Here is a 12,442-nt window from a genome sequence, read left to right as displayed (position 1 = left end):
GCAACGATCGGGGCATGCGAGTACTCATCGCCGGAGCGAGCGGCTTGATCGGGTCGGCGCTGGGCGAGCGCCTGCCGGCCGACGGGCACGAAGTCCGCCGCCTGGTGCGGCGGGAAGCGCGTGGCGGCGGGGAATTCCGCTGGGACCCGCCGTCCGGGACCATCGCCGACGGTGCTTTCGAAGGCGTGGACGCCGTCGTGAACCTGGGCGGAAAGCCGCTGTTCCCCGGGCGGTGGAGCGCGATGCGCAAGCAGGAGCTCACCGACAGCCGGGTCGAGCCGACCGAGGTGCTCGCCGAAGCCGTCGCCGAACACGGGGTCGGCGTGCTCGTCAACGCTTCCGCCGTCGGCTACTACGGCCACACCCACGAGTCCACTGTGGACGAATCGGCCCCGCGCGGGCACGGGTTCCTCGCCGAACTCTGCGAATCCTGGGAAGCCGCGACGGCGCCGGCGGGCGACGCGCGGGTCGTGCACCTCCGGACCGGGCTCGTGCTCTCGGCGAAGGGCGGCCTCTACGGCACGCTGCGGCCGCTTTTCCGGCTCTGCTTGGGCGGGCGGCTCGGCGACGGCCGCCAGTACATGCCGTGGATCTCCCTCGAGGACGAGGTCGGCGCGATCGCCCACGTCCTGGCGAACGACGTGGCCGGCCCGGTCAACCTGACCGGCCCGGACCCGGTCACGAACGCCGAGTTCACCCGCGCGGTCGGCCGCGCCGTGGGCCGCCCGGCGCCGTGGTGGGTGCCGGGCATCGCGCTCAAGGCCGTGCTCGGCCAGGCCGGCGAGGAAATGGCGCTGTTCGGGCAGCGGGCCGTCCCGGCCGTGCTGGAGCGGTCCGGGTACGCGTTCCGCCACCCGACGCTGGACCGGGCGCTCGCCGCGGCATGAGCGTCCCGCTCAAACGCTGGCTCGTCGTCGGCCTCGCGCTGGCGGCGGCGTTCGTCGCGCTCGGCCTCGGCGTCGCGCGGCAGCCGCTGACGCTCGATTCCCAGGTGGCGAACGCCCTCCACGGCGTCTACACACAACCGCTGGGGAAGGCGGCGCAGATCGGCAGCGACGTCCTCGGCCCGGTGCTCCCCTTCGTCCTCGGCGCGGCGCTGCTCGCCCTCGGGTTGCGGCGGCGCGAGCACACGGGGTTGTGCGTGCGGCTCGCCGTCGTGCTGGTGCTGTGCCGGCTGACCAGTGTCGTGTTCAAGCCGCTGTTCCTGCGGGAACGCCCGCGCGACTACCCCGACCTGAGCTACCCGAGCGGGCACGTGACGTCGGTCGCGAGCACCGGGTTCGTGCTGGTGCTGCTGTGCGCGTGGCTGTGGCCGCGGCTGGTGAAGCGCGTCCTGCTCATTTCCGCGGTGGCGGTCGTGGTCTGCGCCGCCTGCCGCGTGCTGCTGGGCGTGCACTGGGTGTCGGACACGATCGGCGCAGTGCTGGCGGTGACCGGTGTCGGGCTGCTCTCAGCCTGCGCCTTGCGGCTGCTTCCCCCGGGTGACGGGCGTAGCCTCGACGGGTGAGTTCTTCCCGCACCTCCTGCCGCGCCAGCACCGAACCCGTCGACGTCCGGGAGCTCGGCACGATCGACTACACCGAAGCCTGGAAGCTCCAGCGGAGCCGGCTCACCGAGCGCGCCGACGGCACCGCGCCGGACACGATGTTCCTGCTGCAGCACCCGTCGGTGTACACCGCGGGCAAGCGCACCGAGCCGGCCGACCGCCCGGCCGACGGCACGCCGGTGATCGACGTCGACCGCGGCGGCAAGATCACCTGGCACGGCCCGGGCCAGCTGGTCGGCTACCCGATCGTGAAGCTCGGCGACCCGATCGACGTCGTCCACTACGTGCGGCGGCTGGAGGAGGCGCTGATCCACGTGTGCGATCAGCTGGGCGTGCACAGCGGCCGCGTCGAAGGCCGCAGCGGCGTCTGGATCCCGGCGGACGACCGCGGCATCGAGCGCAAGATCGCGGCGATCGGCATCCGCGTCCAGCGCGGCGTGACGATGCACGGCTTCGAGCTGAACTGCAACGCGGACCTGAAGGCGTTCGACACGATCGTGCCGTGCGGCATCCGCGACGCGGGCGTGACGTCGCTGTCGTACGAGCTGCAGCGGGACGTGAGCGTGGAGGCGGTCCTGCCGCTGGCCCGCGACGCGGTCCTGGCGGCGCTCGAAGGCGAGCTCCCGGTGAGCGAGGACCGCTGGCTCCCGCGTCCGGCGGCTCCCGAGGCCGCCGGCGTCACCTTCGCCCTGCAGAACTGAAAGCGACCGGCCTCCTGTGGACAACAGGAGGCCGGCCGGCTTCGGGCGTCCGGACCTGTCGGACCGTTCCGCTAGCGTGGAAAACGGGGGCTGCTCAGTCCAGCTGCGGCGCGACCTCGGCCGCGACCAGCTCGAGCTGGTCCAGGTCCGACAGGTCCAGCAGCTGCAGGTAGATCCGCGTGATCCCGGTCTGCTCCCGCCACTGCCCGATCCGGTCGACGACCTCGGCGGGCGTCCCGGCCAGGCCGTTCGCCCGCAGTTCGGTGAGGTCGCGCCCGATGGCGGACGCGCGCCGCGCGACCTCCTCCTCGGAGCGGCCGACGGCGATGGTCAGCGCCACCGACCGCAGGATCTCCTTGGGGTCGCGGCCGATCTCCTCGGCCGCCGCGTCGACGCGGGCGAACTGCGCGGCCGCCGCCTCGGTGCCGACGAACGGCAGGTTGAACTCGTCCGCGTACCGGGCCGCGAGCTGCGGGGTGCGCTTCTTGCCCTGGCCGCCGACGATCACCGGCGGGGCCGGCGACTGAGCGGGCTTCGGCAGGCCCGGCGAGTCCTTCAGCGTGTAGTACTGACCGGCGAAGGAAAACGTCGACCCGGCCGGCGTCTTCCACAGCCCGGTGACGATCTCCAGCTGCTCCGCGTAGCGGTCGAAGCGCTCCTTGAGCGGCGGCAGCGTGAGGCCGTACGCCTCGTGCTCGGCGTCGTACCAGCCGGAGCCGAGGCCGAACTCGACGCGGCCACCGGACATCTGGTCGACCTGCGCGACCGAGATGGCCAGCGGGCCCGGGTGCCGGAACGTCGCCGCGGTGACGAGCGTGCCGAGCCGGATCCGGCTGGTCTCGCGGGCCAGCCCGGCGAGGGTGATCCACGCGTCGGTCGGGCCGGGCAGGCCGTCGGCCGCGCCCATCTTCAGGTAGTGGTCGCTGCGGAAGAAGGCGTCGTAGCCGGCGGCTTCGGTCGCCTTGGCGACGCGCAGCAGGTCGTCGTAGCTGGCCCCTTGCTGGGGCTCGGTGAAGATCCTCAAGTCCACGAAAGTCAGCCTATAGAGACGTCGGGCTCCGTGCGCCGCAGCCGTACCAGCATGCGGACGATGACGTCCTCGATCTCGGCGCCGACCTTCTTCGGGTCGGGCGAACTGGCGATTTCGGTCGCCGCGCTCGACAGCGCGCCGAACAGCAGCCGCGCGGTCACCTCGACCGGCACGGGCTCGACCTCGCCCGCGTCGATCAGCGACTGCAGCCCGGAGCGGACCAGCCCGAAGCTGCACCGCTCCTCGGCTTCGCGCCAGCGTTCCCAGCCCATGACGACCGGTGCCTCGTGGATGGCGATCCGCTGGTAGGCGGGGTCGAGGCAGGCCCGGATGAACGCGTTGAGCCCGCCGAGGGCCCGCTCCCACGGCGAGCCTTCGCCGGTCATGATCTTGTCGAGCCGGTCGTAGACGAGGCTCTCGACCTGGTCGAACGCGGCTTCGAAGAGCGCCTGCTTACCGCTGAAGTGGTGGTACAGCGCGCCTTTGGTGACGCGGGCGCGTTTGGCGATCTCGTCCAGCGAGGTACCCGCGTACCCGCGCTTGGTGAACAGTTCGACCGCGCTGTCGACCAGCGCCGACCGCGTCGACTCGGAGTAGTCGAGTCGTCTGGACCTCATTGTCGCCACCTTCACAACCTTACGCCCGGAGGATCTCTCCGTACTCATGGTATGTTCGCGTCGTCAGGTCCGTACCGGGAGTATGCCGCAGACCCGCGGTATGACCCGGGCCACGGAAGGGGAGCCACACGATGAGCTGGACCGACTTCTACCGACGTCAGGAAATCCTCGAAGCCACCGTCCGCCTGGCGGGCCGCAACCCGGCCGAACCGCTGCCGCTGGAGGAGGTCCCCGGCGCCGAAGAGCACTTCGGCACCGAGGAGAACGTCCTGCTGGCGCTGCAGTACCAGTGGACGCGGACGCTGAGCGGCCGCCTGCGCGCCGAGGTCACCGACCCGGACGACGCCGACGGTCTCGGCGACCACGTCGACGCCGTCACGCGGGCGTGGCGCTCCGCCGCCGAAGAGCACGAGACGCTGCGCGCGGTGCTCGACGGGGCTTACGAGCGGCACGCGTCGCTGCGCCGGATGCACGAGGGCGAGCTGCGGATGCTCGCTGTCACGGCCGGGCTGGCCGATCCGCGCGAGCCGGGCGAAGAGATCACCAAGGTGGGTTACGCGCTCGAAGCGCTGCTGCGCACGAGCCGCGAGGAAACCCGCCGCCGCACCCCGATGATGGGACACCTGCGGCGCCTGCTCGCGCCGAGTGCGTGAACAGGGTTAAGTAAGCGCATGACGGAGCGCTGGACCGACGCCGACATCCCCGACCAGACCGGCCGGACCGCACTGGTCACCGGGGCGAACTCGGGGCTCGGGCTGCGCACCGCCGAGGTGCTCGCGAGCAAGGGGGCTCGCGTGCTCCTCGCCTGCCGCTCCGCCGAACGCGGGGCGAAGGCACTGGACATCGTCAAGACGGCCGCCGCGGGCGCCGAGCCCGAGCTCATCCCACTGGACCTGAGCGAGCTCGCCTCGGTGCGCGCGGCCGCCGCGACGGCCCGGGAGCGAACCGGCGACGCGCTGGACGTCCTGGTCAACAACGCCGGCGTGATGGCGACCGCCCGCGGCCGCACCGCCGACGGTTTCGACTTGCAGTTCGGCACCAACTACCTCGGCCACGCGGCGCTGACGTGGCTGCTGATGCCCGCCCTGCGCGGCCGGGTCGTCACGCTGTCGAGCCTGGCCGCCGTCGGCGCCCGCATCCACCTCGACGACCCGAACGGCGACCACCGCCGCTACAACGCGGCCGCCGCGTACGGACAGTCGAAGCTCGCCTGCCAGGTGTTCGCCCTCGAGCTGGACCGGCGCCTGCGCGCGGCGGGCTCCAACGTGCTCAGCGTCGCCGCCCACCCGGGGTACACCGCGACCGGCCTCGGCAGCGGCATGGCGCGCTCGTACTCGAACCCGGTGGTCCGCGCGGTCCTGGCCGGCGGCCACCGCGCCGGCGAGGTGCTGTTCGCCCAGAACACCCGCGTCGGCGCCCTCCCGCAGCTGTACGCGGCGACGGCCGACGGCGTCGAAGGCGGCGGCTACTTCGGCCCCCGCGGCCTCGGCAACCTGCGCGGATACCCGGCTCGCGTGCCGACGGTGGCCGCCGCGCGCAGCGAGTCGCTGGGGTCGGCGTTGTGGGATTTGACGGCCAAGCTGACGGGCGTCACCCCCGACCCCGCGTAGCCCGGACGGGCGTACGGTTGAGGGCGTGAGTGCTGCGCCTGAAGGCCGGAAGCTGCTGCGTCTGGAAGTCCGCAACAGTGAGACGCCGATCGAGAAGAAGCCGTCGTGGATCAAGACGCGGGTGCGGATGGGGCCGGAGTTCACCGAACTCAAGGGTCTTGTGCGTCGCGAGGGTTTGCACACGGTGTGTGAAGAGGCCGGTTGTCCCAATATCTACGAGTGCTGGGAAGACCGTGAGGCCACGTTCCTCATTGGCGGGGATCAGTGCACGCGTCGGTGTGACTTCTGCCAGATCGACACCGGTAAGCCCGCCGAGCTGGACCGCACGGAACCGCGGAAGGTCGCGGAGTCGGTGCAGGCCATGGGGTTGCGGTATTCGACGGTCACGGGTGTTGCGCGGGATGACCTTGAGGACGGCGGCGCCTGGCTGTATGCCGAGACCGTCCGTCAGATCCACGCTCTGAACCCGGGTACGGGTGTCGAGTTGTTGATTCCGGACTTCAACGCGGATCCTGAGCAGTTGGCTGAGGTGTTCGGGTCGCGGCCGGAGGTCTTGGCGCACAACGTGGAGACGGTGCCGCGGATCTTCAAGCGCATTCGCCCCGGATTCCGGTATGCGCGGTCGCTGGAGGTCATCACGAAGGCGCGTGAGGCCGGGCTGGTGACGAAGTCGAACCTGATCCTGGGCATGGGTGAGACCCCGGACGAGGTGGCTCCGGCGATGCAGGATCTGGTCGACGCGGGGTGCGAGATCCTGACGATCACGCAGTACCTGCGTCCGTCGCCGCGGCATCACCCGGTGGACCGGTGGGTGAAGCCGGAGGAGTTCGTCGAGCACTCCCAGGCTGCGGAGGCGATGGGTTTCGCGGGGGTGATGGCGGGTCCGCTGGTGCGGTCGTCGTACCGCGCGGGACGGCTTTACGCGCAGACGAAGGCGCACCGCGGCGAAGTCCTGCCGGAAAACCTGGCCCACCTGGCCACCGAAGGGCCGGCCGCCCAGGAAGCGGCGTCGCTGCTGGCACGGTGACGCACGTCACCCCACGGTCCTTAAAGGATCGGTAAAGTGGGCGGCATGGCCCTGGTTTCGGACCTCCTCAGCTGGTTGCAAGGACTCCCGGAACCGGGCCTCGTCGCGGCGACCGGCGGCCTGGTGTTCGCCGAGTGCACGATCGGGCTGGGCTTCCTGGCCCCGGGCGAATCGGGCCTGCTCATCGCCGCGACGACGGCGAACACGCCGTCCCGGTTCGTGGTGCTGTGGCTGGTGGTCACGCTGTGCGCGACCGCGGGCGACGCGCTCGGCTACGCGATCGGCCGCCGCTTCGGGCCGCGGCTGCGCGAGACGAAGCTGATCCGCAAGTACGGCCTGGAGGCGTGGGACAAGGCGACGTCGGTGCTGGAACGCCGTGGCGCGTGGGCGGTGTTCTTCGCGCGGTTCCTGCCGGTGATCCGCACCCTGACCCCGGCGGCGGCGGGGACCTCGGGGCTGCCGTTCCGCAAGTTCCTGCCGGCCGCGGCGGCGGGAGCGTTCTGCTGGTCCCTGGTCCACATCAGCATCGGCGCGGCGTTGGGTGAGGCGGCGAAGCGAATCGAGGGCGCGCTGAACACGGGCGGGCTGATCGTGGTGGGCGCGCTCGCGGCGGTGGCGGTGTTCTTCTTGCTGCGCATGAAGAAGCGCAAGGCCCTGGCGGCCGCGGAACCCGAGTCCGAACCGGAAAAGGTGCCCTGAGCCGGAAGCCCGGCCCCTGAGGGTGCGGCCCGAGCGAACCCGAGCCGCACCCTCCCGGCGTCAACGGCGGGCGCGCGCCGCCTTACCGGTGGCCCAGCCGACCAAGCCGAGCGCCAGCAGCGCCCCGCCGGCGACGAACGGCCAGGAACCAGGGCCCGGAACCGAAGCCGGAACCGGCGCCGCCGCCAAGTCGTACCCGCCGAGCTTCCCCTGCGCCCGGTAAGCCGAGCCGGGCAGCTTGTCGCCGTACAACCGGTGCACCAGCTGCTGGTACGCCGCCACCGTCACGCCGTCGCCGACCCGCTGCCGGGCCGGGTCGTTCAACGCCAGCACGCGGCCGTCGCGCACCCGGTACCACGCGTTGACCTGCGGCTCCGTGAACACCAGGTCGCCGCCGGCCTGCGCCGGGTACGTCAGCTCCTCGGTGCCCGTCGTGAAGTTGGTCGCGGCCCAGCCGTCCCCCGCGCGCTCCACCCACACCGTCGCCTGACGACCCGTCGCCGCCGAGGTGCGCACCGCGTAGTACGCGAACGTCGCCGGCGCCGTTCCCGGTGTCCCCGCGACGAACGCCGGGTCGAGCGAGTTCACGCGCACCGGCTCGCCCGTCACCTCGGGCGCCGCGGCGGCCCGCGCCACGCCCGCCCGCCGGTCGAGCTGGCCGTAGAACGCCGAAAGCTGGGGCTGCGCCGCCCGGACCGCCGCGACGACGTCGTCGGCTGCCGAACCCGAAGCCGAAGCCGTGCCACCGAAACCGATCGCCAGCGCGGCGCCCGCGAGCAGCACCCCGAATCCACGGAAGAGGTTCATCTCACGCCCCGATCCGGTAGAGGGACTGCGCCCACTGGAACTGGCTGTTGCGGACGTAGCTCGAGTGCGCCATCGCGCTGTAGCGCTGACTGCTCGGCCACGGGTCGCCGTAGTAGACGAGCCCGCTCGCGTCGTAGCCGTAGATGACCTGGGCGTGCCCGCCGCCGGCGGTCCAGTAGATGCCCGTCTCGATCGGGCGGCGCGCACCGATCTCGGTCTGCACCGACGCCAGGCTGAGCGCACCGGTCACCGTGCCGGGCCGCAGGCCGAGCGCTTGGTAGCCGCGCTGGACGTAGGTCAGTTCGCCGGGCTGGTTGGGGCACTGCGAGCCGGCCGGGTAGCCGCGCGAGTAGTCGCAGAAGGTGTTCTGGCTGGTGCTCGTGCCGTAGCCGAGGAACCGCGCGATGGTCAGGCCGCTCGCGGCCCAGCACCACTGGTTCTGTTCCTGGACCAGCTGGCTGATCGACAACGTCGTCGCTTCGGTCGTCGCGCTCGCGGGCGGGGAGAGCAGGCCGGTGAGGGCCACGCACAGCGCGCCGAGCGCCATTGCTCGTCTGAAGTGCATTCGTTGCTCCTTGTCGGCAACAGGTGGGGACTTCGTGAGCTTCTCCCGTTGCCGCGCCGGGCAGTAATCCCAGCGGGGATAACACCGGCGTTATGCCGCCTATCGAGCGGACGCGAGCCCGCACCAGCGCGCGAAGTGCGGATTCCGTTGCCGCGACGCGGTATACGCGGTTTCCGCGCACCGGAACACCTCGTCGGTGGTCGGCGTGCGGGCGTCGTCCTCGCGCGTCGCGAACAGCAGCGTCGTCCACAGCGGGTCACCGCGCAGGGGCAGCGCGACCAGCCCGGGCGGGGGCGCCGACGCCGCCTGCGCGAGGCAGACCGCGCCCTGGGCGATGAGCGTCCCCGCGGTGCCCGCCTCCGACGTGAAGTGCCGCACGCGCGGGCTGAACCCGGCCGCCGCGCACGCCTGCAGGAACCGCACCCGCACGCAGTTTTCGTGCGGTGGCGGGAGGATCCAGTCGCAGCCGGCCAGGTCGGCGAGGTCGACGACGCCGTCGCGGATCGCCGGGTGCCCGTCGGCGATCCCGACGAAGATCGGCTCGGTGGCGAGCGTCCGGACGGTCAGGCCCGCGAAGTGGTGCGCCTCGGTGCCGTCGAACCTCTCGAGCAGGGCGACGTCGACGCGGCCGGTGGAGAGCAGTTTCAGCAGCATCAGCGACGCCGGTTCGGCGTAGGTCTGGACGTCGAGCTCCCGCTCCCCCAGCTCCTCGATGAACCGGCCGATGATGAGCAGCGGCACGTACCCGATCCGCAGCGTCCCCGGCCCGCTTTCGCCGTGGCGCCGCGCGGACGCGACGAGCGCCTGCATGTCGGACAGCAGCGCGTCGGCGCGGGCGAGCACGAACCGGCCGAGCTCGGTCGGGCGGACACCGCTGGGGCCGCGGACGAACAGGTCGCCGCCGAGGATCCGCTCGATCCGCTTGAGCTGCGCGGTGAGCGCGGGCTGGCTGACGCCGAGGACGGTCGCGGCACGGCTCACGCTGCCGCCGTCCGCGACGGCGCGGACGGCCCTGAGATGGCGCAGCTCCAGCTCGGCCACGTCCAGCAGGCTAACGCCGTCCTCACGCCCGGCACGACCTGCGAAAGTCGGGCTTACTACATTCGGCGGTATGAGTCTCGCGGATCTTCCCCGGCCGGTCGGGTACGTCCTCGGCGGGGGCGGCAGCCTCGGCGCCATGCAGGTCGGCATGCTGCGCGCTCTGGGTGAAACCGGCGTCGCGCCGGACCTGGTGGCGGGCACGTCGGTCGGCTCGCTCAACGCGGCGGTGCTGGCCCTGCCCGGCGACGACGCTTTGGCGCGCCTGCACGGCATCTGGGCCCACATGACGCGGGCCGAGGCGTTCCCCGGCGGCGTGCTGAGCCGCGTCCGGACCCTGACGCAGAGCAAGACGCACCTGTTCCCCAACAGCGGCCTGACGGGGATCATCGCCGACCACCTCGGCGCCGAGACCCGCTTCGAGGACCTGGCGCTGCCGCTCGGCGTCGTCACGACGCAGGTCGACACGGCCGAGCCGCTGCTGATCCGGTCCGGGCGGCTGCTCGAGCCGCTGCTGGCCAGTTGCGCGATCCCGGGGATCTTCCCGCCGGTGGAGCACGAGGGGCGGTTGCTCTACGACGGCGGGCTCGTCGCGAACGTGCCGATGCGCCAAGCGCTTGCGATGGGCGCGAAGTCGCTGGTGGTGCTCGACTGCGCGTTTCCCGGGAAGCTCCCCGAAGCGCCGCGGACGTTCGCCGAGGTGATGATGTTCACCGCGATGATCAGCATGCGGAACCAGGCCGTGCTGGAAGCGCCGGTCGCGGCGGCTTCGGTGCCGGTGGTGTACCTGCCGGGGCCGGCTCCGGTACGTGTGAACCCGCTCGATTTCGGGCACACCGAAGCACTGGCGGAAGAGGCGTACTCGGCCGCGCGGGAGTTCCTCGACGGGATCTCGGTGAGCGGGCCGGGACTCTACGGGGCGCCGGGCCTCGTCGTCGCGTGATCCGCGTCACGCCGATGCACCGATCCGCCGGGAAGAACGTCATCGCTATCGCGTAGTTTTGAATGACGAATGCCCGCCGACCCAATTCCCAAAAAGAGACAATATGCTCCCCAAGAAGATTTTACTTTCGGTGGCCGGAATCCTCGCCGGAGCACTGCTGCTTTCTGCCTGTTCGTCCGATGACGACGGCGGTTCGCCCGCCGGCGGGACGCCCGCGTCCGGTTCCGCGTCGGCGTCCTCGACGCCGGTCGCGGTGTCGTTCGAACCCGCGGGCGGCACGGGGGTGAGCCCGGCGACGCCCGTCGTCGTCAAGGCGGCCAACGGGAAGCTCCTCGACGTCACGGTGACCAACACCGCGAAGGGGACCAAGGTCGCCGGCAAGCTCGCCGACGACGGGGCCAGCTGGACGTCGACCGAGCCCCTCGGCTACGGCGCGACGTACAAGATCGTCGCGCACGCCCAGGGCGCCGACGGCAAGGCGGTCGAGCAGGACAACCAGATCACCACGCTCTCGCCGAAGAAGCAGGCGAACGCGAACCTGATCCCGGCGCCGTCCGCGGTGGCGAGCACGGGTGTGGGCGTCGGGCAGCCGATCGTGTTCAGCTTCGGCAAGATCGCCGTCAAGAACAAGGCGGCGGTGGAGAAGGCCCTGACGGTGGAGTCGACGCCGAAGCAGGAGGGCAGCTGGTACTGGATCGACGACTCGAACGTCCACTACCGGCCGAAGGAGTACTGGAAGGCCGGCACGACGCTGAAGGTGACGGCGAAGATCTACGGCGTCGACTTCGGCGGCGGGGTGTTCGGCGCGGAGGACCGCACGGAGACGTACAAGGTCCACGATTCCTGGATCGCGAAGGCGGACGGGAACACCGAGCAGATGCAGATCTTCCACAACGGCGCGATGGTGAAGTCGATGCCGATCTCGATGGGCAAGGACGCCACGCCCACCCATTTGGGCGCGCACGTCATTTCGGACAAGCAGGCCAACTACACGATGGACTCGTGCACGTACGGGGTCTGCCCGCCGGACCCGAAGGCGTACCGGTCCAACGAGAAGTGGTCGGAGCGGATTTCCAACGACGGCGAGTTCGTCCACGAGAACCCGAACAGCGTGGGGCAGCAGGGAAGTTCGAACGTGTCCCACGGCTGCATCAACCTCAACGGGGCGAACGCCCAGTGGTTCTTCCAGAACATGGGGTTGGGGGACGTCGTGGAGGTGACCAACTCGGGTGGGCCGCAGCTGCCGGTTTGGGATCTCTACGGTGACTGGTCGAAGTCTTGGGCCGATTGGCAGGCCGGGTCGGCGCTGAAGTAGCCGGCTGGTCGGTTCGGTTGGGTTGTTGGTCGGCCGGAAGGGCCGGGGCTCGGTGGAGCTCCGGCCCTTTTTCGTGCCCGGGGCAGGGCGGCTGCGAACCGGTCCGCTCGCCCCGCAACTGGGGTGGGATCAACGCGATGGCGGCCTGCACATAGCGCACTTGGTGGCACCTCGGCGCTCGTTCGCGCTCCACCGGCGAGCCAGAGGCCCTTCGGGAGACCGGTTCTCTTGCCGGCCGGAGAGCCCGCAACCTTCGCGCGACCGGTTCTCCTCGGCTCGCTGGGCGCGAACGGTCCGTTCGCGCCGCGATGCCTCCAACCGGCCGGCGGGTTATGCGGGCATGAAAAAGGGCCTGGGCCGGGAGACTCACGTCTCAACCGGGCCCAGGCCCTTCCCACATTAAGTTCGGCGGTGTCCTACTCTCCCACAACCCTTCGGTTGCAGTACCATCGGCGCTGTCAGGCTTAGCTTCCGGGTTCGGAATGGGACCGGGCGTTTCCCTAACGCTAAAACCACCGAAACACTCCGAAACAACACGCCTGGC

14 protein-coding genes and 1 rRNA gene are annotated in these 12,442 nt (G+C 71.1%); 9 read left to right on the top strand and 6 right to left on the bottom strand.

Annotated elements, in window-relative coordinates; all coding sequences use genetic code 11:
• Nucleotides 1-14 precede the first annotated feature (14 nt).
• The 3 genes from ACERZO_RS49730 to lipB are packed head-to-tail and all read left to right on the top strand — an operon-like array spanning nucleotide 15 to nucleotide 2,247.
• Nucleotides 15-887, top strand: coding sequence for a TIGR01777 family oxidoreductase (locus tag ACERZO_RS49730; RefSeq protein WP_372673075.1), 873 nt, complete (start codon nucleotides 15-17; stop codon nucleotides 885-887).
• Nucleotides 884-1,507: a phosphatase PAP2 family protein gene (locus ACERZO_RS49725; RefSeq protein ID WP_372673055.1), complete on the top strand. Its 624-nt coding sequence runs from the start codon at nucleotides 884-886 to the stop codon at nucleotides 1,505-1,507. Before ACERZO_RS49730 ends, ACERZO_RS49725 begins: the two co-directional genes overlap by 4 nt.
• Nucleotides 1,504-2,247: a lipoyl(octanoyl) transferase LipB gene (lipB, locus tag ACERZO_RS49720; protein ID WP_372673054.1), complete on the top strand. Its 744-nt coding sequence runs from the start codon at nucleotides 1,504-1,506 to the stop codon at nucleotides 2,245-2,247. The genes ACERZO_RS49725 and lipB overlap by 4 nt, the downstream gene beginning before the upstream one ends.
• A gap of 94 nt (nucleotides 2,248-2,341) precedes the next feature.
• On the opposite strand, the gene ACERZO_RS49715 is transcribed toward lipB, so the two are convergent.
• The gene (locus ACERZO_RS49715; protein ID WP_372673053.1) at nucleotides 2,342-3,277 is read right to left on the bottom strand and encodes an LLM class F420-dependent oxidoreductase; all 936 of its coding nucleotides are present in this window, start codon (nucleotides 3,275-3,277) and stop codon (nucleotides 2,342-2,344) included.
• Between the two features lie 5 nt (nucleotides 3,278-3,282).
• Nucleotides 3,283-3,894, bottom strand: a complete 612-nt coding sequence (locus ACERZO_RS49710) for a TetR/AcrR family transcriptional regulator (protein WP_155541882.1) — start codon at nucleotides 3,892-3,894, stop codon at nucleotides 3,283-3,285.
• A gap of 131 nt (nucleotides 3,895-4,025) precedes the next feature.
• Here ACERZO_RS49710 and ACERZO_RS49705 point away from each other — a divergent pair, with 131 nt between their 5' ends.
• From ACERZO_RS49705 to ACERZO_RS49690, 4 genes are read left to right on the top strand one after another with little or no spacing between them, the layout of a single operon-like run.
• Nucleotides 4,026-4,547, top strand: coding sequence for a hypothetical protein (locus ACERZO_RS49705; RefSeq protein ID WP_372673052.1), 522 nt, complete (start codon nucleotides 4,026-4,028; stop codon nucleotides 4,545-4,547).
• Between the two features lie 18 nt (nucleotides 4,548-4,565).
• Complete coding sequence (locus ACERZO_RS49700) at nucleotides 4,566-5,504, top strand: oxidoreductase (protein ID WP_372673051.1); 939 nt, start codon at nucleotides 4,566-4,568, stop codon at nucleotides 5,502-5,504.
• Between the two features lie 25 nt (nucleotides 5,505-5,529).
• The gene (lipA, locus tag ACERZO_RS49695; protein WP_372673050.1) at nucleotides 5,530-6,531 is read left to right on the top strand and encodes a lipoyl synthase; all 1,002 of its coding nucleotides are present in this window, start codon (nucleotides 5,530-5,532) and stop codon (nucleotides 6,529-6,531) included.
• 45 nt (nucleotides 6,532-6,576) lie between these two features.
• Nucleotides 6,577-7,230: a DedA family protein gene (locus ACERZO_RS49690; protein WP_372673049.1), complete on the top strand. Its 654-nt coding sequence runs from the start codon at nucleotides 6,577-6,579 to the stop codon at nucleotides 7,228-7,230.
• Nucleotides 7,231-7,290: 60 nt separating this feature from the next.
• On the opposite strand, the gene ACERZO_RS49685 is transcribed toward ACERZO_RS49690, so the two are convergent.
• The 3 genes from ACERZO_RS49685 to ACERZO_RS49675 form a co-directional block, all read right to left on the bottom strand.
• Nucleotides 7,291-8,037 carry a hypothetical protein gene (locus ACERZO_RS49685; protein WP_372673048.1) on the bottom strand — a complete coding sequence of 249 codons (747 nt, stop codon included), beginning with the start codon at nucleotides 8,035-8,037 and terminating at the stop codon, nucleotides 7,291-7,293.
• Between the two features lies 1 nt (nucleotide 8,038).
• Nucleotides 8,039-8,602, bottom strand: coding sequence for a papain-like cysteine protease family protein (locus ACERZO_RS49680; protein ID WP_372673047.1), 564 nt, complete (start codon nucleotides 8,600-8,602; stop codon nucleotides 8,039-8,041).
• A gap of 99 nt (nucleotides 8,603-8,701) precedes the next feature.
• The gene (locus ACERZO_RS49675; RefSeq protein ID WP_372673046.1) at nucleotides 8,702-9,643 is read right to left on the bottom strand and encodes a LysR substrate-binding domain-containing protein; all 942 of its coding nucleotides are present in this window, start codon (nucleotides 9,641-9,643) and stop codon (nucleotides 8,702-8,704) included.
• 70 nt (nucleotides 9,644-9,713) lie between these two features.
• Between ACERZO_RS49675 and ACERZO_RS49670 the strand changes: the two genes are divergently transcribed.
• Both ACERZO_RS49670 and ACERZO_RS49665 read left to right on the top strand, forming a co-directional pair.
• On the top strand, nucleotides 9,714-10,583 hold the full coding sequence (locus ACERZO_RS49670; protein ID WP_372673045.1) for a patatin-like phospholipase family protein: 870 nt from the start codon (nucleotides 9,714-9,716) through the stop codon (nucleotides 10,581-10,583).
• Between the two features lie 103 nt (nucleotides 10,584-10,686).
• Nucleotides 10,687-11,898: a L,D-transpeptidase gene (locus ACERZO_RS49665; protein ID WP_372673044.1), complete on the top strand. Its 1,212-nt coding sequence runs from the start codon at nucleotides 10,687-10,689 to the stop codon at nucleotides 11,896-11,898.
• A 403-nt stretch (nucleotides 11,899-12,301) separates the two neighbouring features.
• On the opposite strand, the gene rrf is transcribed toward ACERZO_RS49665, so the two are convergent.
• Nucleotides 12,302-12,418: ribosomal RNA gene (rrf, locus tag ACERZO_RS49660) — 5S ribosomal RNA — on the bottom strand.
• Nucleotides 12,419-12,442: the final 24 nt, after the last annotated feature.

It is taken from the genome of Amycolatopsis kentuckyensis, assembly GCF_041679295.1.
GTDB classification, from domain to species: domain Bacteria; phylum Actinomycetota; class Actinomycetes; order Mycobacteriales; family Pseudonocardiaceae; genus Amycolatopsis; species Amycolatopsis kentuckyensis_A.
The sequence above is the reverse complement of the archived record's forward strand: the minus strand, read 5'-3'. Positions and strand labels throughout refer to the sequence as shown.

What these genes read in the sequence shown, in the direction of transcription:
- ACERZO_RS49685 (WP_372673048.1), bottom strand. Translation starts at nt 8,037, where the DNA reads ATGAACCTCTTCCGTGGATTCGGGGTGCTGCTCGCGGGCGCCGCGCTG.
- ACERZO_RS49710 (WP_155541882.1), bottom strand. Translation starts at nt 3,894, where the DNA reads ATGAGGTCCAGACGACTCGACTACTCCGAGTCGACGCGGTCGGCGCTG.
- ACERZO_RS49725 (WP_372673055.1), top strand. Translation starts at nt 884, where the DNA reads ATGAGCGTCCCGCTCAAACGCTGGCTCGTCGTCGGCCTCGCGCTGGCG.
- ACERZO_RS49680 (WP_372673047.1), bottom strand. Translation starts at nt 8,602, where the DNA reads ATGCACTTCAGACGAGCAATGGCGCTCGGCGCGCTGTGCGTGGCCCTC.
- ACERZO_RS49665 (WP_372673044.1), top strand. Translation starts at nt 10,687, where the DNA reads ATGCTCCCCAAGAAGATTTTACTTTCGGTGGCCGGAATCCTCGCCGGA.
- ACERZO_RS49690 (WP_372673049.1), top strand. Translation starts at nt 6,577, where the DNA reads ATGGCCCTGGTTTCGGACCTCCTCAGCTGGTTGCAAGGACTCCCGGAA.
- ACERZO_RS49705 (WP_372673052.1), top strand. Translation starts at nt 4,026, where the DNA reads ATGAGCTGGACCGACTTCTACCGACGTCAGGAAATCCTCGAAGCCACC.
- ACERZO_RS49700 (WP_372673051.1), top strand. Translation starts at nt 4,566, where the DNA reads ATGACGGAGCGCTGGACCGACGCCGACATCCCCGACCAGACCGGCCGG.
- ACERZO_RS49730 (WP_372673075.1), top strand. Translation starts at nt 15, where the DNA reads ATGCGAGTACTCATCGCCGGAGCGAGCGGCTTGATCGGGTCGGCGCTG.
- ACERZO_RS49670 (WP_372673045.1), top strand. Translation starts at nt 9,714, where the DNA reads ATGAGTCTCGCGGATCTTCCCCGGCCGGTCGGGTACGTCCTCGGCGGG.